This window comes from Emticicia sp. MM, assembly GCF_001649495.1.
Genome location: NZ_LXHX01000114.1, coordinates 15672 through 35992, shown reverse-complemented (window position 1 = coordinate 35992; position 20321 = coordinate 15672). Strand labels below are relative to the sequence as shown.

19 protein-coding genes are annotated in these 20321 nt (G+C 35.7%); 8 read left to right on the top strand and 11 right to left on the bottom strand.

Annotation, left to right across the window (positions count from 1 at the left end):
• Positions 1–13: 13 nt before the first annotated feature.
• Positions 14–598 (bottom strand): retron system putative HNH endonuclease, encoded by a 585-nt coding sequence (locus tag A6M55_RS15765; protein ID WP_064198487.1) that lies wholly within the window; start codon positions 596–598, stop codon positions 14–16.
• Positions 595–1866 carry an AAA family ATPase gene (locus tag A6M55_RS15760; protein WP_064198486.1) on the bottom strand — a complete coding sequence of 424 codons (1272 nt, stop codon included), beginning with the start codon at positions 1864–1866 and terminating at the stop codon, positions 595–597. Before A6M55_RS15760 ends, A6M55_RS15765 begins: the two co-directional genes overlap by 4 nt.
• Positions 1867–1965: 99 nt before the next feature.
• On the opposite strand from A6M55_RS15760, the gene A6M55_RS15755 reads away from it, so the two are divergent.
• A complete protein-coding gene (locus A6M55_RS15755; RefSeq protein WP_064198485.1) occupies positions 1966–2952 on the top strand; it encodes a helix-hairpin-helix domain-containing protein in 987 nt (328 codons plus the stop codon).
• A gap of 32 nt (positions 2953–2984) precedes the next feature.
• On the opposite strand, the gene A6M55_RS15750 is transcribed toward A6M55_RS15755, so the two are convergent.
• From A6M55_RS15750 to A6M55_RS15735, 4 genes are all read right to left on the bottom strand, one after another.
• A complete protein-coding gene (locus A6M55_RS15750; RefSeq protein ID WP_064198484.1) occupies positions 2985–5366 on the bottom strand; it encodes a TonB-dependent receptor in 2382 nt (793 codons plus the stop codon).
• 49 nt (positions 5367–5415) lie between these two features.
• Positions 5416–6552 carry a DUF4249 domain-containing protein gene (locus tag A6M55_RS15745; RefSeq protein WP_064198483.1) on the bottom strand — a complete coding sequence of 379 codons (1137 nt, stop codon included), beginning with the start codon at positions 6550–6552 and terminating at the stop codon, positions 5416–5418.
• 144 nt (positions 6553–6696) lie between these two features.
• Positions 6697–7821, bottom strand: coding sequence for a DUF4249 domain-containing protein (locus A6M55_RS15740; RefSeq protein WP_064198482.1), 1125 nt, complete (start codon positions 7819–7821; stop codon positions 6697–6699).
• 177 nt (positions 7822–7998) lie between these two features.
• Positions 7999–9126: a DUF4249 domain-containing protein gene (locus A6M55_RS15735; RefSeq protein ID WP_064198481.1), complete on the bottom strand. Its 1128-nt coding sequence runs from the start codon at positions 9124–9126 to the stop codon at positions 7999–8001.
• 187 nt (positions 9127–9313) lie between these two features.
• Here A6M55_RS15735 and A6M55_RS15730 point away from each other — a divergent pair, with 187 nt between their 5' ends.
• The 5 genes from A6M55_RS15730 (at position 9314) to A6M55_RS15710 (ending at position 14266) form a co-directional block, all read left to right on the top strand.
• The gene (locus A6M55_RS15730) at positions 9314–10666 is read left to right on the top strand and encodes a M24 family metallopeptidase (RefSeq protein WP_064198522.1); all 1353 of its coding nucleotides are present in this window, start codon (positions 9314–9316) and stop codon (positions 10664–10666) included.
• A gap of 258 nt (positions 10667–10924) precedes the next feature.
• Positions 10925–11689 (top strand): DUF1566 domain-containing protein, encoded by a 765-nt coding sequence (locus A6M55_RS15725; protein WP_064198480.1) that lies wholly within the window; start codon positions 10925–10927, stop codon positions 11687–11689.
• Between the two features lie 22 nt (positions 11690–11711).
• The gene (locus A6M55_RS15720) at positions 11712–12620 is read left to right on the top strand and encodes a hypothetical protein (RefSeq protein ID WP_064198479.1); all 909 of its coding nucleotides are present in this window, start codon (positions 11712–11714) and stop codon (positions 12618–12620) included.
• 122 nt (positions 12621–12742) lie between these two features.
• Positions 12743–13432, top strand: coding sequence for an HAD family hydrolase (locus tag A6M55_RS15715; RefSeq protein ID WP_064198478.1), 690 nt, complete (start codon positions 12743–12745; stop codon positions 13430–13432).
• Positions 13433–13507: 75 nt separating this feature from the next.
• Positions 13508–14266 carry a hypothetical protein gene (locus A6M55_RS15710; protein ID WP_229235552.1) on the top strand — a complete coding sequence of 253 codons (759 nt, stop codon included), beginning with the start codon at positions 13508–13510 and terminating at the stop codon, positions 14264–14266.
• 20 nt (positions 14267–14286) lie between these two features.
• Here the strand turns inward: A6M55_RS15710 and A6M55_RS15705 are convergent, their stop codons facing one another.
• The 4 genes from A6M55_RS15705 to A6M55_RS15690 all read right to left on the bottom strand — a co-directional run bounded on the left by A6M55_RS15705 (position 14287) and on the right by A6M55_RS15690 (position 17687).
• On the bottom strand, positions 14287–15039 hold the full coding sequence (locus A6M55_RS15705) for a hypothetical protein (protein WP_156511090.1): 753 nt from the start codon (positions 15037–15039) through the stop codon (positions 14287–14289).
• A 126-nt stretch (positions 15040–15165) separates the two neighbouring features.
• Entirely contained in the window at positions 15166–15426 is a 261-nt protein-coding gene (locus A6M55_RS15700) for a hypothetical protein (protein ID WP_064198475.1), read from the bottom strand.
• Between the two features lie 4 nt (positions 15427–15430).
• A complete protein-coding gene (locus tag A6M55_RS15695; RefSeq protein WP_064198474.1) occupies positions 15431–16264 on the bottom strand; it encodes a lipoprotein signal peptidase in 834 nt (277 codons plus the stop codon).
• A 217-nt stretch (positions 16265–16481) separates the two neighbouring features.
• Positions 16482–17687 (bottom strand): proline dehydrogenase family protein, encoded by a 1206-nt coding sequence (locus A6M55_RS15690; protein ID WP_064198473.1) that lies wholly within the window; start codon positions 17685–17687, stop codon positions 16482–16484.
• A gap of 178 nt (positions 17688–17865) precedes the next feature.
• Between A6M55_RS15690 and A6M55_RS15685 the strand changes: the two genes are divergently transcribed.
• Positions 17866–18960: a chorismate mutase gene (locus A6M55_RS15685; RefSeq protein WP_064198472.1), complete on the top strand. Its 1095-nt coding sequence runs from the start codon at positions 17866–17868 to the stop codon at positions 18958–18960.
• 65 nt (positions 18961–19025) lie between these two features.
• Here A6M55_RS15685 and A6M55_RS15680 read toward each other — a convergent pair whose 3' ends face one another.
• A complete protein-coding gene (locus A6M55_RS15680) occupies positions 19026–19343 on the bottom strand; it encodes a hypothetical protein (RefSeq protein ID WP_156511089.1) in 318 nt (105 codons plus the stop codon).
• Between the two features lie 136 nt (positions 19344–19479).
• On the opposite strand from A6M55_RS15680, the gene A6M55_RS15675 reads away from it, so the two are divergent.
• Entirely contained in the window at positions 19480–20256 is a 777-nt protein-coding gene (locus A6M55_RS15675) for a class I SAM-dependent methyltransferase (RefSeq protein WP_064198470.1), read from the top strand.
• The last annotated feature ends 65 nt before the right edge of the window (positions 20257–20321 follow it).

Sequence of the window (20321 nt, the reverse complement as noted above, 5' to 3'; positions counted from 1 at the left end):
TTATTAATTTAAATTATAGCATAAAACGATAAGCAAAATCATCAATCATTGGGTTATTTGAATCGTTGAATTGCTTAAAAACTCTTTTTCTATCTTCTGGTCGGCCAAAATCATTTAACCTGTAAATTCTTATCGTTTCTTTAGCTTTTTGCTGGTTTGATAATGATTTAGCAGGGTTTTCTTTTATTTCACCAGAAGAATAGTTGAAAATAAAATATTCTGAAAACTCATAATCACTTTTGTCAGGTTGTAGCAGTGAATCATTGAATTCATCTAATTTTTGCTGACAATTATGACAACTTATATAAAGGTTCTCCCACTGATAAGACAGTAAAGGAAATTTGCTTTTAGGTTTGAAATGCTCAATGGTTTCTCCTGTTTGTTGAAGAGGAAAACCATCACAAAATGAGCAATGATTTTGGGTTAAATCTCGAAGAATTGGGTATAAAAGTTTATTTACTTTTTCCTTTTTATAAGAATACCACTTAAACTCATTCTTCTTCTTAGTACTATCAACTTTAAGTTTGAATTGTTTGCCCCATTTTTCCCAATTTTTGATTAGCCAGTCTGGAGCTTCCGAACGTAAAAAAGGCTTCATAAACTATAATTGGTATTCAAAACTTTATTGATTTGACGTAATTCAAACTGAATAATGGTGTTGAGTTCAAGACTCTGAACCGCCAAACTTTTTGATAATTCAATAAATTTATATTCTGAACCATTGAGATTTCCAGCAAGTAATTTATCTCTAAACTGATAAAATTTTTCTAAATCATTGTTTACTTCAAGTCCAAATTCTTCTTTAATTCCAAAAGTTTCTCTCAAAACATAACTAATACTATTTCCATTTTCTGAAACAGTGGCTGGATGTATTTTTGCACCTCTATCGGTAAGCTCTATTTTGTGAATCCAAGCCCCATCAACCGAGTTTACAATAAAAGGTGAGTGTGTTGTAATAAAAATCTGAGCATTTTTGAAGAGTTTCTGCACCACTGGCAAAATCTTTCGTTGCCAAGAAGGATGCAAATGCACTTCTATTTCATCTAAAAACAAGATAAATTCTCGCTCAAAAATCGGCAAATCGTCTTTCCATTTCAAGGCATCCATTCGCATGATTAAATCACCAAGCCATGAAATGATGGAGCGTAAACCATCGGGTAGGAGGTCGAAGTCAAGTTTTTTGCCCTCAATATTTGCAACGATTTTAATACCAGTTTCGTAAACGGGCTCAAATTTTATTGGTTTTTCTATTATTTCTTGAATAACTTGCTCAAGAAGTTTTATATTTCTATCAAAAACTTTAGCTTTTTCTTCATTTCCTTCATCACGTGCAAAACTTCTCTTAGAAATATTATTTGCTAACCATTGATTTAAAGTATAATCGTTTTCTCCATACTCCTTTACAAACTCTAATGCATTTAAAAGTGGGTAATACTTTAAATTTTCTTTTACATTGATGTATTCTTGATGTTCAATAAATCTATATCCAGAATAGGCAAATGCTCTTGTATTTTGGAAGTGTTCATTTTTTGGAACATTCCACGGGCTGAGTGGGTGATAATTAAAAGAAAATTCATAATTGTTTTCAAAAGATATTGTTGTAGTTGAATCTTTATTTATAAATTTTTTGCTGAAATTATTAGTAGATTTTGTATCATGAAGATAAATCTCCGAAATATCAATACCACCCATAGTTGAAAAAGATACCCCACCCGCCAACGCTTGCAAAATCGTAGTCTTTCCAGTTCCATTCTGTCCAGTAAGGATGTGGATTTCGGCCAAATCTTTATCCTGCTTTTCGGGAAAAGAAATGGTTTCATCCTCAAAAACTCCGATATTTTTTAACGTAAGACTTCTGATTTTCATCTTTTGAATAAATTTTCATCACAAAATTAACGAAATCCTTGCAAATACTTTGCCTATATCTTAATTTTTGCCAATAATTCAATTTTTGCTGCTGTAACTATGAAAAAACTCACGACTTTCGTTCGTAATCTCCTATCTATGTCGCCCGCTGAAGCAAAGGGCGTAATTGTAATCTTCGGAATCATCATTTTTGTAATCTTGCTGATGTTTGGGGCTGATTGGTTTTTTAGTCAGAAACCACAGAATTTGGTCATTTCTTCGCCAAAAATGCTGGATAGTCTGACTGTTTCGCTCGATAATCGGAAACCAGCTTACGGAAATCAATCAAGTTATGGACAAAAATATGATGCTAAAAAAGCCTATAAAAACTTCAATTTCGACCCAAATACTGCTTCAGTAGAGCAATTTGAATCATTGGGTTTGCCAAAATTCATTGCCGAACGTATTGAAAAATATCGTAGTAAAGGTGGTAAATTCAGGAAAAAGGAAGATTTTGCTAAAATTTATGGTATTCTGCCCGATACTTATGAGCGTTTAGAACCTTACATCACATTGCCATCAGCAGAGGATGAATCTTTACGCACGCCACAAGCCGAAGCTACAAACGTAGAGCGAACAGTGGCAGCTACTGCACCAAGCGAAGACAAGACAGTTGAAAATAAAATAGCAAGCCCAAAAACAACTACAAAACAACCCGTTCGTTTTGATTTTAACACGGGCGATACAACCGATTTTATGAAAATCAAGGGTATTGGTTCGGGCTACGCCAAACGAATTATCAAATTTAGAGATATGTTAGGTGGCTTTGTCAGTATAGACCAAATCAAAGAAACTTACGGGCTTCCACCCGAAACGATTGATGAATTGTTGAAATATGGGTTTGTTAAGAATGGAGTTAAAAAGTTGAAAATCAACCAAATGAGCATTTCAGAATTTAGACATCCTTATTTGAAATACTATCAAGCTAAAGCAATTATTGCTTATCGTGAGCAACACGGAGCGTTTAAGAATTCAGAAGATTTAAAGCAGATTAAGGTATTAGATGAAGCTACAATTATGAAATTATTGCCTTATCTTGAGTTTTAAAAAGTTGGGGCTTATGTAAGCCCCAACAAATATTAGAATTTAAAATTATAAGACAAAGAAGGAATCGGAGAGCCAAAAACAACCAATTTATAAGAACTAATGGCGGTACCTGTACTACGTACAAAAACTGAATACGCATTTTTCTTACCGTAAAGATTAAATACCGTAAAAGTAAAATGGCTCTTAAAGCGTTTATCTTTCATGCCTGGCTGATAGATATTCCACGCAAAATCAAGACGATGGTAGTCGGGCAGACGTGCATTGTTTCGTACACCATAAAATGGATAGCTACGCCCTTGATAAACAATAAATCCTTCGGGTAAAGTATAAGGGCGGCCAGTACTGTATGAGAAATTAAACGAAAAATCATGGTGTGTACCTTGATTAAAAATCACTGAGGCATTAAATGAGTGTGGACGGTCATAATTAGCTGCGTACCAGTTGCCAAAGTTGATTTGTTCTCCAAAACCACTTCCTTCATTCACTTTATTCATTGAGCGAGAATACGTGTAGTTTATCCAACCCGTAGTTTCACCTTTTTTCTTAGAAAACATGACTTCTAAGCCATAAGAACGGTTTTTGCCTTGTAAAAGCTGCGTTTCTGGATAACTCGATAGTAAAAAATCAGCACCAGGTTTGTAATCGATAATATTACTGGTTAAACGATAATAGGCTTCTAACGAAAATTCATAAATATTACCTTTCAAATTATGGAAAATTCCACCCGAAAGCAAAGTACTTACTTGTGGTTTTATGTGTAAATCAGATGTTTTCCAGCGAGAGGTGGGTAGAGGAGTTGTGGTATTTGTAACCACTTGCATATACTGACGCATCAAATTGTAACCCAATTTTAGGGAGGTTTGTTCATTTAATGAATATTTCATACCCACTCTTGGCTCGAACCCGCCGTAAGATTGCATGATTTTTCCTTTGCCATAGTTAATCGTATCTCTTGCCGAAAAAGTATCTCGTGGTTCACCATCTACATAAGTTTGCACAGTTCCTGGCCCTAAAGCATAAAACTGAGAATATCGAACTCCAACTGAAACAGTTGCTTTTGAAGATAGAGAAATTTCATCCTCGGCATAGATAGCTGTTTCGAGTGAATACTCTTTTGGCGTTTTGATTGATAAAACACTTTTACTTGTGCCTGGCAAGAGTTGTCCAGGGTCTATTTCGTAGCGAGTCCCACTGATACCAATCTCAATATTTTGTTTGGCAATTGAGTAGTTAAGGTTGGTTTTTGCTTGCTGATATTTGATGCCCGAAAGTAACTCTACTTTGTTATCGGAGTTGAGTTCTGGAAGCAAAGTTTTTGGTACATAATCGGCTGAGACTACGGTTGTTTGTAAATTAAGTTTATTACTGATAGCATAAAACCATCTGGCCGAAAAGCTATTACTTCTATAATCATATTGAGTAGAAGTGGCATTGATTGCTCCAATTGCACCCAAGAGTTTTGTTTGGAAAAAATCTTTGCTGTAATAACCCGAAGCAGTAAAGGTGTTTTTGGTATTGATTCTCCAAAATACTTTTGCTACTAAATCAGCAAAGTTTGCTTTTATATCATTAAGTTTTGGCGAAATAACAGGCAAAAGAAAATCATTATAGGATGCTCTCCCCGAAATCATTACACCGAGTTTTTCTTTGATAATTGGCATATCAAGTGTAAGTCGATTTGACACAAAACTAATACCACCACTCATCTTAAACTTATCAAGCGAAGGTTGTTGTAGAGCAACATCCATCACTGAGGCGGCTCGCCCACCAAATCTTGCGGGTGTGCTTCCTTTATAAACTTCTACGCTCGAAGCCGCTTCTGATGGAAATGCCGTAAACAATCCAAACATGTGCGTAGGGTTGAAAATCGGAATATCATCGAGCAAAAGCAAATTTTGGTCGGTAGTTCCGCCACGAATATTTACACCGTTTGAGGCTTCGCCCACACTCGTCACCCCTGGAAGCATTTGAAGCCCACGTAAAATATCTATTTCGCCAACTGCGGCTGGAAGTTTTCTTAAAGTTTTGATACTAAGTTGACTAACCCCTAAAAGCGGACGCTGAATATTTGATTCAGCACCTTTACTTGATACAATCACCTCTTCTAATTCATTTTCTACCAGACGTAAAAAATATTGTCGGCTTATATCTCCTCTTAGGTAAATGACTTCACGAAAAGGGCGATAGCCTACAAATTTGATGGTAATGGCGTGTTCGCCCGAAGGTAGTGATAAATCAAAACGACCTTTGTCATCCGTAACTCCTCCAAATTTTCCGAAGTCAATATTGATAGATGCTTTTGGCAAAGGTTTTCCATCAAGTGTATCTTTGATATAGCCACTAAATCGGTAATTGACCTGAGCTGAAGCAGCAATGCTACAAAGAAAAGTTAGAAGTAAGTATATTTTTTTCATTCTAAAAATAGTATCAAGATAGGAAAATGAGAAAGTTGGATGTTTTAATTTAATTTATCCAACCATTCGGCCGATTTGGGGTGCGTGTCAAACTCGAAACACATTGTGCATAAGGCGGACGAGTCAAGTCATTGCCCATTGGTTCGGGACTTAGAGGATGGTCAAGTAAGCCGATTGGGTTGATGTTTTTGCCTTCAGCCCCTTTTCTGTCTATCCAATATCGTACAGTTCTTACACTCGTTACCATAAAGAAACCCGCAATAGATTCGCTTGGATTATTTACATTTTTTATATTGCCAATAAGTGCCGCAGGTGGCGTATCAACCAAACTACCATTGTTTTGAACTTGGTCAGCCAGTAATTTTAAATAGCGATAAGCTGCTGGAGAAATGGATTGCTGTTTGATTTCGATTAAAGCTCCTCTTACGTTATAGTAGGGTATTTTTGCAATAAGTCGATTGGCAATTGGTTGCCCATCTGAGTATATGTCAGTAAAAACATTGAGGTCTTTATTATTTAAAATATCCCAACAATCGCCTGGACAAAAGTAGTCAAATGTTTGACCGTTAAAAGCTCTTTCTTCACGACAACGTGCAGGTACTGGAGTTAGGAAATAACGCCCATTATAGCAAGTTGCACATACATTTTGGCGTTCCCAAAGCTTCCATGTCCATAAATAATTGTTCTTATCTTGGGCGGGGTCTTGAGTATCAAGATAAACATAATTAGCTGGGTCGTAAAAATTATTGCCTTTTTCTATGCCATTGACTACAAACTCATCGTGAACATCAATAATTTCGGGAACTTTGGTTATTTGGTCTTCGGTAGATTCGTAGCGTGTTCCATCAGCTTTCGAGAATACCAGCTTGTAATTAACATTGGTTTGTAACTTGAAACTACTTGGTAAAGCATACACACCTTGTCCTTTTTCTATCAAAGTTAGTCGTTCGTTACCTCCAACAATAATTTCTACCTTGGCTTTGAGCAGTGGTTGGGCAAATACAGAGCCATTCACATTGACAGATTCAGAGAGACTAATAATTTGTTCGTCAGAAGTATCAGTTAGTGTGGCATCAACTGTTAGAATTCGTAAATTACTTTCAATGTTTTGCTCAAAAGGCTCAACACACGAACACACCCATAAACCAAGTGCTATGGTCAGTAATGTAAATTTTTTGATTATCACTATCGTAGAAATTGAATAAATGTATTTTTGACAAATATAAGGATTCTAAGGAAAGATTTTATTTTAAAAATGGATAATGGCAATTTATGCGATGAATTAGCTGATTGTGTAGCTTATTGGAAGAATTAACGGGAGAGACATGTATTACTCTCCCCAACCATCAGGTTTGATAGGAGTTCGAGTTGGGCCTAAAAGGCATTTTACTAAGGGTGGCCTGCCAAACTCGTTTGGTATTGGTGGCTCTTGGTTGAGTGGGTGGTCTCGTAGTCCAATAGGCTGTATTTTAAGTGTGTTAGGTACATTACGGTCAAGCCAGTACCGTTTTTTTGTTATGCTCGTAACAAAAAAGAAACCTACGACTGGTTCGATAGCATTATTGATATTTTTGATATTACCAATGATAGCTGCTGGTGGAGTATCTACCAAAGTTCCTGTATTTTGGGTTTGTTCGGCTAATAATTTAAAATACTTATACGCTTCTACTGAAATTGATTGTTGTTGAATTTCGAGAAGTGTGCCATTGGTTGAATAATATGGAATTTTTGCTACCAATCGGTTTTTAATTAATTTTCCGTTTGATAGCACATCGTTTAGCACATTTAATTCGGTATTTTTAAGAATATCCCAACAATTCCCTTCGCAATAATAGTCAAAAAATTGCCCTTGATATTGTGCTTGTCTAAGGCATCCTGTATTAACATTATATCTTCCACCTTCACAAGTGATACAAATATCTTGTTTTTCCCATTGTTGCCATGTCCAGAGATAGTTATTGGCTTCGTCTTCAGGGTCTTGGGTATCAATAAATACATAATTTGCTGGAAGGTATTTGTCACCTTTCTGAATACCATTCATCTCGAATACATCATGTATATTAATGATTTCTGATATTCCTGATAGCTTTTCTATTCCAGATTCATAACTTTTTCCATCAGATTTCATGAATACTAATTGATACGTATTCCCGATTTTAAGCCTAAAATTTGCAGGAGGGACGTAAATACCCTCACGTTTTTCAATGAATGAAATTCGGTTTGAATTATTTTCCAACACTTCAACCTTTGCGTTTTGTACTGGAATATTAAAAACTGTACCTTTTGCATTGACCGATTCCATGATTGAAATATGCTGTTCGGTATCGAGATTGTTAAGTGCAGCATCGACTACCAATATTGTCAAATCGCTAACGATTCCAGCCTGAAAGACATCAACACACGCACTCAGCCAAGCTACCAAGACGATAGTCGCCACAATGATTTTCGCTTTCATAAAATAAACTTAATAAGTAATAGCTAAAGTTAAACGACTTATAAGAAGGCAAAAGACTTGCTTTATTTAGGCTGAGTACATCCAAATTTAGAGAAAAAATTGATTTTTTTTCTCTTTCTAAACTGAATTTATTCGTTGACTGATAATGTTAAATAAGTTTACTGTTTAGTCAATAACTTAGTCAATCCAACCTTTGGGTTTGAAAGGTGTGCGAGTTGGACTCAAAATACAAGGTGTAAGTGGCGGTCGACCAGGTATATCTCCCATAGGTTCTTCTCTAATTGAGTGTTCTCTCAAGCCCGTTGGTGTTAGTTTTTGAGCAATGGGGTCTTTTCTATCAATCCAGTATTTTACATATCGTTCACCTGTAACCATAAAAAAGCCTGCTACAATTTCTTTTGGATTGTTGATATTATGAATATTTCCAATCAATGCTGCGGGAGGTGTATCAACCAAACTACCGTTATTTTGAACTTGCTCAGCTAATAATTTTAAATATTGATAAGCACTCGGTGAGACTGATTGTTGTTTGATTTCAATTAATGCCCCTGAAGAATTATAAAATGGTATTTTGGCTATTAAACGATTTGCTATCAGATTTCCATTTGTATAAATATCAGTGAAAACATTTAATTCTTTACTAAAAAACATTTCCCAACAATTACCATCACAATAATAGTCGTAAGTAACTCCTTCATAGCCTCTTTCTATTTTACATCCCGCTGGTCGAGGCGTATCAAAATATCGTCCACCTTCACACGTAAAACAAATATTTTGTCGTTCCCATAATTTCCATGACCAGACATAACTATTTTTTTCATCAGCAGGGTCTTTAGTGTCGAGATATATATAATTGGCGTGTTCATATCCAAAGTTTTTTTCTATACCATTGAAAACAAATTTATCATGGACTTTAATAATTTCGGGAACAGAAAACATCTTATCTATGCCTGATTCATATTTTGTCCCATCGGCTTTTGTGAAAAGAAGCTTATAAGTATTGCCTGCTTTTGCTTGAAAACTTTTTGGTAAAGCATATTTCCCTAAACCTTGTTCTGTAAATGGTATTTTGGTTGTACCATTTACCTCTAACTCGACTGTGGCTTTCAGTATAGGAATTGAGGCAACATTTCTTGATAAACTTACTGATTCTGTAATACTGACCACCTGTTCTTCGCTGCTATCGGTGAGCGTGGCTTCTACGGTCAAGAGCCTTAAATTACTTTTTACATTAAGGTCATAAGGTTCAACACAAGAACAAATCCATATAAATATTGTCAGTATCAGTAGTATTTTTTTGTACATAAATTAAAACCTTATAATGTATTAAAAAGATGAGAGCTTAAAGCAACATTAAATCTGGGAGTAAATATACTGAATCGTAGAAAAATCTTTGAATATTTCGGTGAATTAGCTGTTTTATGAGTTGTTGAGTATATCTTTGAGAGTAAGAAATTTAATGACTCAAAAAATTCCCCAATCTATCTTCATCATGAAAAAAAGTATTTTACTTTTGGTTTTTATTTTATCCTATTTTGCAGATTTTGCTCAAAATAATATTCCTAAAATCCTTCCTGAACGAGAGCGTGCAACTGTCATAGACGAGCTTCTTGAAGACAAAATGACCAATTTGTTGCCCAAACTGATGCGAAAAGAAGGGATTGATATGTGGGTCATTATTTCGAGAGAATACAACGAAGACCCCGTAATGAAAACAATGTTGCCTGCGGTTTGGCTTTCCGCTCGCCGTCGAACGATTATGGTGTTTTTTGATAAGGGCGAGAAAGAAGGTGTCGAACGTTATGCCATTGCTCGCTACGATGTAGGTAATTTGCTGAAAGGAGAGTGGGATTTAAATACAAATCCTGACCAATGGGATGCTTTGATGAAAACTATTAAAGAGAAAAATCCGAAGAAAATTGGACTGAATTTCTCGAAATATTATGCCCATGCCGATGGTCTGACTTATACCGAACAGAAAGAATTTATGGATAAATTGCCTGCTGAATTTCAAAGTAGAGTAGTTTCGGCATCTAATTTGGCTGTAAATTGGTTGGAAACTCGCACCGAGCGAGAAATGGCTATTTACCAACAAATCTGCCGTATTTCACACGAAATTATTCAAGAAGCATTCTCTGACCGTGTGATTCAGCCAGGAGTTACGACTACGGATGATGTAGTTTGGTGGATGCGTCAGCGAGTAACTGATTTGGGTCTTGAGACTTGGTTTCACCCAACTGTTGATATTCAACGCTACGATCCCGAAAATTTTGACCATTTACGTACATTCTCGAAGCGTCCACAAAAACAAGTAATCATGGCAGGCGATTTATTACACTGTGATTTTGGAATTACTTATTTACGCCTAAACACAGACCAACAGCAACATGCCTATGTACTTCGTTCGGGAGAAAGCGATGTGCCTGAGTTTTTGAAAAAAGCCTTTAAACAAGGAAATCAAGTGCAAGATTGCTTAACCGAAAATTTTAAGGCAGGTATGAGTGGTAATGATATTTTGGCAAAGGCCCTTGAACAATCAAAAAAACAAGGTTTGAAAGGTGTAATTTACACACACCCAATTGGTAATCACGGGCATGCCGCTGGCCCGACGATTGGCATGTGGGATAATCAAGGAAAAACCATTGGGAGTGGAGATTATCCGTTAAATACCAATACTGCTTATTCGATCGAACTTAATGCTTCTGTAGAATTAACAGAATGGAAAAAAACTATCAGAATCATGCTCGAAGAAGATGGTTTCTTTGATGAAAAAGGATTCAGATATATTGATGGCCGTCAAACTGAAATTATTCCGATTCCAAGGGTTTTGAGTGGAGTGAAATAATATTCTCATAAAAAATACAAATACATCAAGTCATATTCAATAAATTGCTTCATGATTCGCTCTCTTGAGGGCGAATCATATTCTTCGTTTTCTTTGCTGTCTTCTTAATTTTTTGCTGTGTTTAAAGATATTCCATGTCTTTTATTTAAAAGTTTTATCATGGAAAGTCCTAACTATGTCTTATTGAGTCAAGTTCAATGAGATTCAGTATCTAAAAATCTTATGCTATTTTTCAACCTTAACAAACACAATAAACAAATGAAAAGAAAACACCTTACCTGGTTATTCTTAGTATACTTATTGGGCATTTTTGGACAGACAAATGCTCAAAGTGTATTAATTGACCCTAGTAATAGCTCAAGCATTGTCAACGCACAAAGTACTACTAAAGGCTTTTTGCCGCCTCGGATGAGCGAAATTCAACGAAATAACATGACTGGACTTGTTGTCGGTGTTATCGTTTATTGCCTTGATTGTACGTTAGGTGCTGGCCCGTATAGTTATAATGGTTCATCATGGACTCCAATGTTTGTGACTTCTTTTTCCCCAGTAACTATTGGACAAAGTAAGTTTGGGGGAGTAGTTTTTTATGTAGATGAGTCAGGGCAGCATGGTTTGGTAGCGGCACTTTCAGACCAAAGTTCTGCTACTTGGTATAATGGAAACTATAAGAATACTTTAGCTATTAGAAGTGGCATTTATAGTGGCTTTAATAATACCGAACGTATAAATACTGAGCAAGGTGCTGGCACTTATGCTGCAAGTATAGCTACCCAAAATAATAGTGGTGGTTTTGGTGATTGGTATTTGCCATCGAAGGACGAAATGACTAAAATGTTTCAACAAATAGCAGTTATTCCTGCTATTACTGCTGGAGCTAACTATTGGAGTTCGACTGAAGAAAGTGTATCAAATACTGAAAGTACATCGCTTAATGCTTATCAAGTTATACTGAGTTCAGGAGTATCGTCACTGCAAACCAAAAGCAACTCTGCAAGAGTCAGAGCAATTCGTCGATTTTAACAAACCTTATACTAATCTAATCATGAGAAAAATATTTATTTATTGTTTACTGTTTATTTCCTTCCAAAATGTGGTATTGGGTCAAGCTACCCGTACTTGGGTTTCAGGTGTTGGTGATGATGCTAATCCTTGTAGCAGGACTGCTCCTTGCAAAACCTTTGCTGGTGCTATTTCAAAAACCGCTGCGGGCGGAGAAATATCTGTCTTAGACCCAGGTGGTTATGGAGCTGTTACGATTACAAAAGCAATCACTATCAACGGAGATGGGACACTCGCTGGAATCCTCAATGCTGGTACTTCTGGAATCATAGTCAACGCAGGAGTGAACGATATTGTCGTTATTCGTAGTGTTTCGATTAATGGCTCTACAACAGGAACTAATGGAATAAGATTTTTAGCAGGAGGGCAACTACACGTAGAAAATTGTAGTATTAGTGGCTTTACTACCAGAGGAATAGATGTTAGTAAAACAGGTGCAGGTATTTTTTCAGTTGAAAATACAAGTATTGTTGGACCTGCTGTTTCTGCAACTGGCATTTATATTGCTAATACTGCGGATACTATAAAAGCAACTTTGAAAAACGTTAAAATTAGCGGAGTAGATATTGGGGTGGATGTTGTAGCTGGTATATCATCTCCAACTGCTCTAAGTTATCTAACCATTTTAAATTCTAACATTTCAAATAATCATACTGGGGTAAGAGCAAAAAATGCAGGCGTTATAAACGTAGAGAGTACCTCACTTTCTAATAATTATGTAGGGGCTATTGCGAGTGAAGCTGCTTCAATTGTACGTTTATCTAATACGGATATTTTTAATAATTCAATGTTTGGTATTGGTAACGGTCTTGGAAAAGTTATTTCATTTGGAAATAATAATATCGCTGGAAATGCTGCAAATCAACCCATGCAAGTTATAGCTAAACAGTAAAATAAATAGTTGTATAAGATTTCAAGACTTGGGATAGATATTATTCCAAGTCTTTTGTATTAAAAATAAGATAAATGTTAAACTAAAACAGGTACTTTTGTGTGGATTTACAATAAAAACACATGCAGCCAACTCTTGATAAAACTCAAATAAAAGCAATAATATTCGACGTTGATGGCACTTTGCGGGACACTGACGATGAAATGGTTAAAAGTTTTGAATTGTTTTTATTGAAATTTGAATTTTTGATTTCAAGTAAGAAAGCCCAAACTGCTGCCCGAAGTATTGTGATGACTATGGAAAATCCAGCTCAAATAATCTTGCATTATGCCGATAGATGGGGGTGGGATAAATTTATTCATCAAGTAGTAAATAGTATTAGATGGCTTTTGAAACCTTTTAAAAATACGCATAATTTCCAGACCATCGAAGGCATCAAGCCAATGATTGCAGAATTAGCAAAATATTATCCATTAGCAGTGGCGAGTGCAGGCGATGATCAGACTGTAAAATCTTTTTTAGCTCATGCAGGCATTACTCAGTATTTTAAATGTGTAGCAACTGCTCTTACTTGTCCGCATACAAAACCATTTGCCGACCCGCTCGTTTGGGCTGCTTTACAGATGGGAGTGGAGGTCGAAAATTGTGTAATGGTAGGTGATACAACGGTCGATATGTTGGCAGGGAAAAATGCCAAAACTCAGACAGTTGCGGTTTTGTGTGGTTTTGGCGAAAGAGAAGAATTAGAAGCATTAAACCCTAATTTGGTATTAACAACAACTGCTGATTTAACTAAAGTTTTGATACCATAATATTCTAAACTATTGATTTGTATTTTTGTTGACTCTTGACCGTGGACTGTTGACTATTTTTGTATGAATACACTTTTGATAAAAATAATAATGATGCCCTTAGTGATTGGAGGGGTAACGATTGCCAGCAAAAAATGGGGGAATTTGGTGGGAGGTATGATAGCCAGTATGCCTTGGATTGCTGGACCAATTATGTTATTTTTTACATTTGAGCAGGGGGTTAATTTTGCAGTAGATAGCGTTAAGGGTATTATGATTGGTGTAATAGGTGTACTTGCTTTTTGTTTTGCCTACATATACTCGGCAGTCAAATCTAAATGGCATATAAGCTTATTATTGGCTTATTTGGCCTTTATCGGAACGACCATTTTGCTTAAAACACTTGAAAACTTGATGAATTTAGATCTATGGTTTTTACTTGTAGTTATTTTGAGTTTGTTGGGAATAAAGGTTTTTCCACACTTAGAGACTCAGTCAGCTTCGGGACAGAATCTTAAATATGACATCTATCTCCGAATGATTATTATCACAGTTTTTGTAACTTTAATCACCTATTTGGCTAAAATATTGGGTCCTACTTGGAGCGGAATTCTCACGCCATTTCCTATTATAACAGCTATTTTAGCAGCATTTACGCATTATACACAAGGAGCTTATGGTACTTCAATTATACTTCGAGGAATACTCACAGGTTTTATTGGTTTTGCTTCTTTTTTATATTTGCAAGCCCAACTTTTGCCTCATTTTTCAATTGCTATGGCTTTTGCGATTGGCTTCATAGTCAATATTTTACTTAATCTACTTATGCAGTACTTGGTGAAAAGATTTGTTTAGTTGGTTTAACTTATATCATTCTACTTTCCATTATAAAAATTAAATATTTGCAACAAATCAATGCGGTCTTTTACAAATAGATTATTCTGTTTGATAAAGGCCTCAACTTCTAATCTTTTGTCGGCCATTAGAGCTAAAACAGACCTTTTATTGGGTTTAAATTTAAGTACTTCATTGCCTTGAGTAATGAATAACTCTTTCTCTTTCGTGATTTTTATATCTTTGCTTCCTGTATTAAATGCCTCTACGTAGTCAGGTTTTTGAATATTTATTTTGGTATATTCAAGTAATTTTACTTTGCCATCAACCAATATTTCAAAGAAGCTCGGTTTTACTTTATCATAATTATCAATAAATTCTAATGTGCTTATGTAGTTTTTGGGAATTTGATTCGGCTTTTGCAAAGTAAAGCTTTTGATAAGTGTTCCCGAAATAATTTTTATGCCTTCTGGCGTATTAAACTCTACTTCATTACCAAATAAAATGACTTTTATCTGTATATCGGTCAAAGAGTCTAATTTAACTGTACCTTTTGGAGTAGAAATAGTTCTTGAATAAAATCGGACCGTAGCCAAAGACCAATCTTGGTCGAGATAATATGTTCCTAAGACATCTGTTGTGCGAGTATCAAAACCATAAAGCATTGTCGATGTGTGTTGTCCGACCCTCAGTCCACCCAGATTTAGTGCATCTTTGGTATTTTGCATCATACCATTTTGAGCAAAAACCATTGGTTGGGATAAGCTAAAAATGATGATAGCAAGCTTTTTCATAGCATTTGACATTAGTATTTTAATACGTAATAGCTCTAATGATAATGTTTAGCATTTAAAACATCTTCAATCTAATTCTAAACATTCTAACGCATATCATTATCAATTTAGTAGGTTCACCAACGACTAAATCACTAAATTTACTATCAATAACATTGCAGTAAGAAAAATAAGTAAAACTGTTTGGCGGAATTCACTTCGGTAGTTTTCAGCACTACTTTTAAGACTTCTGAGCGAGAGAAGCTCAAAAAATATACAACCACCTCCTAAAACACCCAGTGCGATAGATTTAAAAGTAGGTGACGGCATTTGGGCAGGTGCAATAATCACTCCCAAAAATAGGATGATTATTATCCATTTATAATTTTGATTCGATAAGAATGTCATGATTTTATTGATTTTTGGTTTCTACTTCAGAATTATCTTCACTTATATCTTTTGATGGTTCTTCGGTTAGTCTAAATTGCTGGTCTTCGGCCACAATTTCAGTTACTTCTTCGTTTATTTCGTCATTTAGTTTTTCTTCTGCTTCTAAAGATTCCTCCAAAGTCTCGCTCGAAACTTCATCATTACTCGCTGTTTCATCATTTAATGATTCCTCATGAATTATGGTAGATTTTTGTACGTGGTCGAACTCGAAAAATCTTTGTTGAAAAATCAAAATACTAACAACACCGCAGAAAATACACGCATCGGCAAAATTGAAAATTGGTGTAGTATTGAAATCTCCACCAATAAATGGAATCCAGTCTGGGTATTGTCCGTCCAGTCCGTAGGCATAAAACATATCAATTACTTGCCCATGAAACCATGGAGTTGAAACACCAATGGGTGCATTATTCAAGAAAACGCCATAAAATGTACTGTCAATTACGTTCCCGATTGCTCCACCTAAAACTGCGGCTATCGACCAAAGTAAACCCGAATGAGCATTTCTTTGTGCCAAATGCACTAAATACCAGCAGATTCCAACCATAGCTCCTAAGCGGAAAGTTGTCAGAATTAGTTTTCCGTATTCACCGCCAAGCTCCATGCCGAATGCCATTCCTTTATTTTCTACATAATGCAATTTAAAGAAATCAGGAATGAGGTCAATCTCGCCGTAGTGATTCGGTAAAACATCATAATACATCCAAAGTTTGATTGCTTGGTCGAGCAGAATCAATATGAGCGTCAAGAATAAATACTTGTAGGGAGATTTTCCTTTTAAAGCAATGTCAGACATGCGTGAAATTTTATTTACTAAATCAAATTTTATTTATCAAACAACAAAAATAGACTAAACTCTCGAATACTCTATCAATTTTGTTGAATTTAGTGATTAAGAATGGGTTTCTTGTTAGTTGCAAGTTGTTGTTTTTGTTACAAATTGTCTAATCTATTAGTGTTTTCTTTACAATTTGTAACAATCTTGCAACAAAATCAACAATATTTGACAAGCCCTAAGCTGCCTTATTCATTCTTCGTTCACGCTCTTTTTTTACTAATAAAAACTCACGGCTGCTTTGTCCAGCAATCGAAGAGTTTTCTTCAGCACGACGGAATAAGTAAGGCATTACGGCCTCAACTGGTCCATAAGGTACATATTTTGCTACATTATAGCCAGCATTTGCTAAATTGTAAGAAATATTATCGCTCATACCTAAAAGCTGTGCAAACCAAATTCGAGCATCGTTTTTAGCAATTCCATTTTCTTCCATCAATTTCACACATAACAAACAACTATCTTCATTGTGAGTACCGAGACATATCGAAAGAACATCAACATTGTCGATGGCATAATGAACTGCTTTGTTGAAATCAATGTCAGTTTCCTCTTTAGTAACATGAATTGGGCTTTTATATTCCAGTTCAGCTGCACGGCGGCGTTCTTTTTCAATATATGCTCCACGCACGAGTTTTCCTCCAACAGTATAGCCTTCTGCACGACCTTTATCACAAGCTTTCATTAGATTTTCAAGACTTTCCCAACGATATAATTGGTAAGTATTATAGACAATCGTTTTGCCACCTACGTTATATTTTTTCATCATTTCGTAGCAAAGATTATCAATCACATCTTGTATCCAAGTTTCTTCAGCATCCAAAAAAATCTTTACGTTCAGTTCGGCCGCCAAGTTACATAGTCTATCAACTCGATTACGTACTCTTTCAAAAGCGGCTTTGTCTTCGGTTGTTAATTCTTCTTCGTGTTCTTGTACTTTTTCAAGAAGGTCAACCGAGCCAATTCCTGACACTTTAAAAACCGAAAATGGAATATCAGTTGTTTGTTGTGCTGCTTTTTTGATGGTTTTTACCAATTCTTCGGTAGTTTTATCAAAATCTTTTTCATTATCTTCACCTTCTACCGAATAATCAAGTATTGTACCTACTTTCGACTTTGCCAAATTTTCTATTGTTTTTTGGCAAGTTTCTATGCTTTCTCCCCCACAAAATTGACTAAATAAAGTATTTTTAATAAGAAATTTTACAGGTAAACCTAATTTTAGTATTAATTTTATAAAAAAAGTTCCTATCTTTACGAGCCAATTTTGATTCATCATCGCAAAAATTAAATAGGTTTTGCGAAGTTTACTATCTGATTGATGAGCAAAGGCTACAGACGTATCCTCAAAACTCAGATTATGATGCTGCGAAGCAGTTTTCATGTTTGTTGATTTTAAATTTTTGAAATCTTTAGTTTGGTCGATGATTTGTATTATTTCAAGAGAAAATGCTAAATAGAAATAGCTTTTGCTTGAAATACAATGCAAATATATTACATTTATAGAGTATTTTTTTTGATTTTTTTATAAAAGCGAGTCACCTCGCTCCTTTAATTAACTAATGAAAGCAAATTTAGACGTACTTCCTCTTAGCAGTTGGATTGATACCGCAGGGAAGCCATTGATTATCGCTGGGCCGTGTAGTGCCGAGACCGAAGAACAAGTTTCGGAAACCGTATCTCGCATCGCCAAAGAAGGCTATGCACACGTGATACGTGCGGGTGTTTGGAAACCTCGTACTCGTCCAGGTAGTTTTGAAGGCATGGGAGAAGCTGCTTTGCCGTGGTTGGTTGAAGCAAAAAAACAAACAGGTTTACCAATTGCAATCGAAGTAGCTACACCTCAACACATTGAGTTAGCATTGAAATATGGCATCGACATCCTTTGGATTGGTGCAAGAACAACCGTAAACCCTTTTAATGTTCAGGATTTAGCTGATGCTTTGAAAGGTGTTGATGTACCCGTATTAATCAAAAACCCAGTAAACCCAGATTTAGCTCTTTGGGTGGGTGCTTTTGAGCGTATCGCTGGAGCTGGTATCAAGAAAATGGCGGCTATTCACCGTGGTTTCTCGAATGCCCAAGAAACAAAATTCCGTAATTCTCCAATGTGGCAAATGGCGGTTGAGTTGAAAACACTTTTCCCTCAATTACCAATCATCGGTGACCCAAGCCACATGGCTGGAAAACGTGCATATTTGTATGAATTGGCTCAACGTGCATTAGACTTAAACTACGATGGTTTAATCATCGAATCGCACCGCAATCCAGATGAAGCATGGTCTGACGCATCTCAACAATTAACTCCAGAAGCTTTGGGCGAAATGTTGAAATCATTAGAAATTCGTAAGGCTTCTTATGGTGTAGAATTCCAAAATGAATTAGACCAATTACGTCAGAAAATTGATAATATCGACCGTGAATTACTCGAAGTATTGGCAGCTCGTATGTCAGTTGTTGAGAAATTGGGAGAATATAAGCGTGAAAATAATGTGGCTGTTTTGCAACTTGACCGTTGGAAAGAATTGCACAATAACCGTGCTGATTTAGGTAAAAAATTAAACCTTTACCCTGAATTGGTTGAAGAAATGTTTAAATTGATTCACATGGAATCTATCCGTAAGCAAACAGAGGTGATGAACCAACAACCTGCTTAATTTGTGAATTTTTAATACTAAGCGTGCTACACTTTTTCAAGTGTAGTACGCTTTTTTATTGGGGCTTAATGGAAGTATTTCCACATTTTCATTTTAAAAAATAACTGCTTCGTTTGTTTACTCATGGCATCCATATTTATTTCTCGATTAAAGCAAATAGAAGTTTGCGAAGCCAACAGATAATAACAATCTCGTTTTTTAGGTAAATATTGTGAAATAATTGGCTTTGATTGTATGAACAGCAAGTTATTACGAAAAGATGGCTTGGTTTTATTAAAATTGATAGGTTTCATAAATGATGGGTACGAACGGTAAATATCTATTTGGGCGAAGGAAAAGTTAGAGCAAAGTAAGAATCCGAAGATAAATAACACTTTTTTCATAGTAGATTTACGTTTAGCCGTTTCGTAGATAAACGAAGGATTTCGAGCAAAATTTCACTTTTAACATTCTTAATTCTACATTCTACATTCTACATTCTGATTTCTTCCCTATCTTTGCAAAAAAAACATTATAGAAGTGAGTAAATACGCAACCACCGAAATCACGAGTGCCGAAATTCCATCGGATAATCCTGTTCATCAACGTTTATATTTTCCGTATGTAGAGGCGGCAAAAATTATTCATGGAAATGTTTTAGAATTAGGCTGTGGCTGGGGGCGAGGCGTTGAAACCCTAATCGAAAAATGTGACCATTATACAGGTCTTGACAAGAATCAACCACTGATTGACCAACTTCAAGCGGCTTATCCAAAACATACTTTTAGTACGGCCGATTTACCGCATCTTTCTGCATTCAAAGATAATACTTTCGATTATGTAGTAACTTTTCAGGTTATCGAACACATTCAAGACGACCATAAGTTCCTTTCAGAAATTGCACGTGTTTTGAAGCCAAACGGACGAGTATTACTCACCACAGTTAATCGCCCATATTCATTAAGCCGAAATCCTTGGCACGTACGTGAGTACGATACGCAAGAATTACGCTCATTGATGCAAAAATATTTCTCGAAAGTAGAAACAATGGGAGTGGGCGGAAATAAGAAAGTGTGGGATTACTATGAAGAAAACAAACAATCGGTGAATAAAATCATGCGTTTTGATGTTTTTGATTTACAACACCGATTACCAGCTTGGATGCTTCGAGTTCCTTACGAATTTTTGAATCGCTTCAATAGAAATAAACTAATGGCTGAAACTGGCAGTTTGGCAGCTTCGATTGATGTAACCGACTTTCATGTTTCAAACGAGCCAGAAAAATGCATTGATTTCTTTTTTGTGGCGACAAAGTAGTTGTTTTGGTTGCAAATAGTTACAGGTTGTTTCAAGTTATTAAATTTACATGACAACCTGCAACA

Excerpts from the sequence above, each read along its gene's own strand:
- A6M55_RS15765 (WP_064198487.1), bottom strand. The coding sequence starts at position 598 with ATGAAGCCTTTTTTACGTTCGGAAGCTCCAGACTGGCTAATCAAAAAT.
- A6M55_RS15760 (WP_064198486.1), bottom strand. The coding sequence starts at position 1,866 with ATGAAAATCAGAAGTCTTACGTTAAAAAATATCGGAGTTTTTGAGGAT.
- A6M55_RS15755 (WP_064198485.1), top strand. The coding sequence starts at position 1,966 with ATGAAAAAACTCACGACTTTCGTTCGTAATCTCCTATCTATGTCGCCC.
- A6M55_RS15750 (WP_064198484.1), bottom strand. The coding sequence starts at position 5,366 with ATGAAAAAAATATACTTACTTCTAACTTTTCTTTGTAGCATTGCTGCT.
- A6M55_RS15740 (WP_064198482.1), bottom strand. The coding sequence starts at position 7,821 with ATGAAAGCGAAAATCATTGTGGCGACTATCGTCTTGGTAGCTTGGCTG.
- A6M55_RS15735 (WP_064198481.1), bottom strand. The coding sequence starts at position 9,126 with ATGTACAAAAAAATACTACTGATACTGACAATATTTATATGGATTTGT.
- A6M55_RS15730 (WP_064198522.1), top strand. The coding sequence starts at position 9,314 with ATGAAAAAAAGTATTTTACTTTTGGTTTTTATTTTATCCTATTTTGCA.
- A6M55_RS15725 (WP_064198480.1), top strand. The coding sequence starts at position 10,925 with ATGAAAAGAAAACACCTTACCTGGTTATTCTTAGTATACTTATTGGGC.
- A6M55_RS15720 (WP_064198479.1), top strand. The coding sequence starts at position 11,712 with ATGAGAAAAATATTTATTTATTGTTTACTGTTTATTTCCTTCCAAAAT.
- A6M55_RS15715 (WP_064198478.1), top strand. The coding sequence starts at position 12,743 with ATGCAGCCAACTCTTGATAAAACTCAAATAAAAGCAATAATATTCGAC.
- A6M55_RS15705 (WP_156511090.1), bottom strand. The coding sequence starts at position 15,039 with ATGAAAAAGCTTGCTATCATCATTTTTAGCTTATCCCAACCAATGGTT.
- A6M55_RS15700 (WP_064198475.1), bottom strand. The coding sequence starts at position 15,426 with ATGACATTCTTATCGAATCAAAATTATAAATGGATAATAATCATCCTA.
- A6M55_RS15695 (WP_064198474.1), bottom strand. The coding sequence starts at position 16,264 with ATGTCTGACATTGCTTTAAAAGGAAAATCTCCCTACAAGTATTTATTC.
- A6M55_RS15690 (WP_064198473.1), bottom strand. The coding sequence starts at position 17,687 with ATGAAAACTGCTTCGCAGCATCATAATCTGAGTTTTGAGGATACGTCT.
- A6M55_RS15685 (WP_064198472.1), top strand. The coding sequence starts at position 17,866 with ATGAAAGCAAATTTAGACGTACTTCCTCTTAGCAGTTGGATTGATACC.
- A6M55_RS15680 (WP_156511089.1), bottom strand. The coding sequence starts at position 19,343 with ATGAAAAAAGTGTTATTTATCTTCGGATTCTTACTTTGCTCTAACTTT.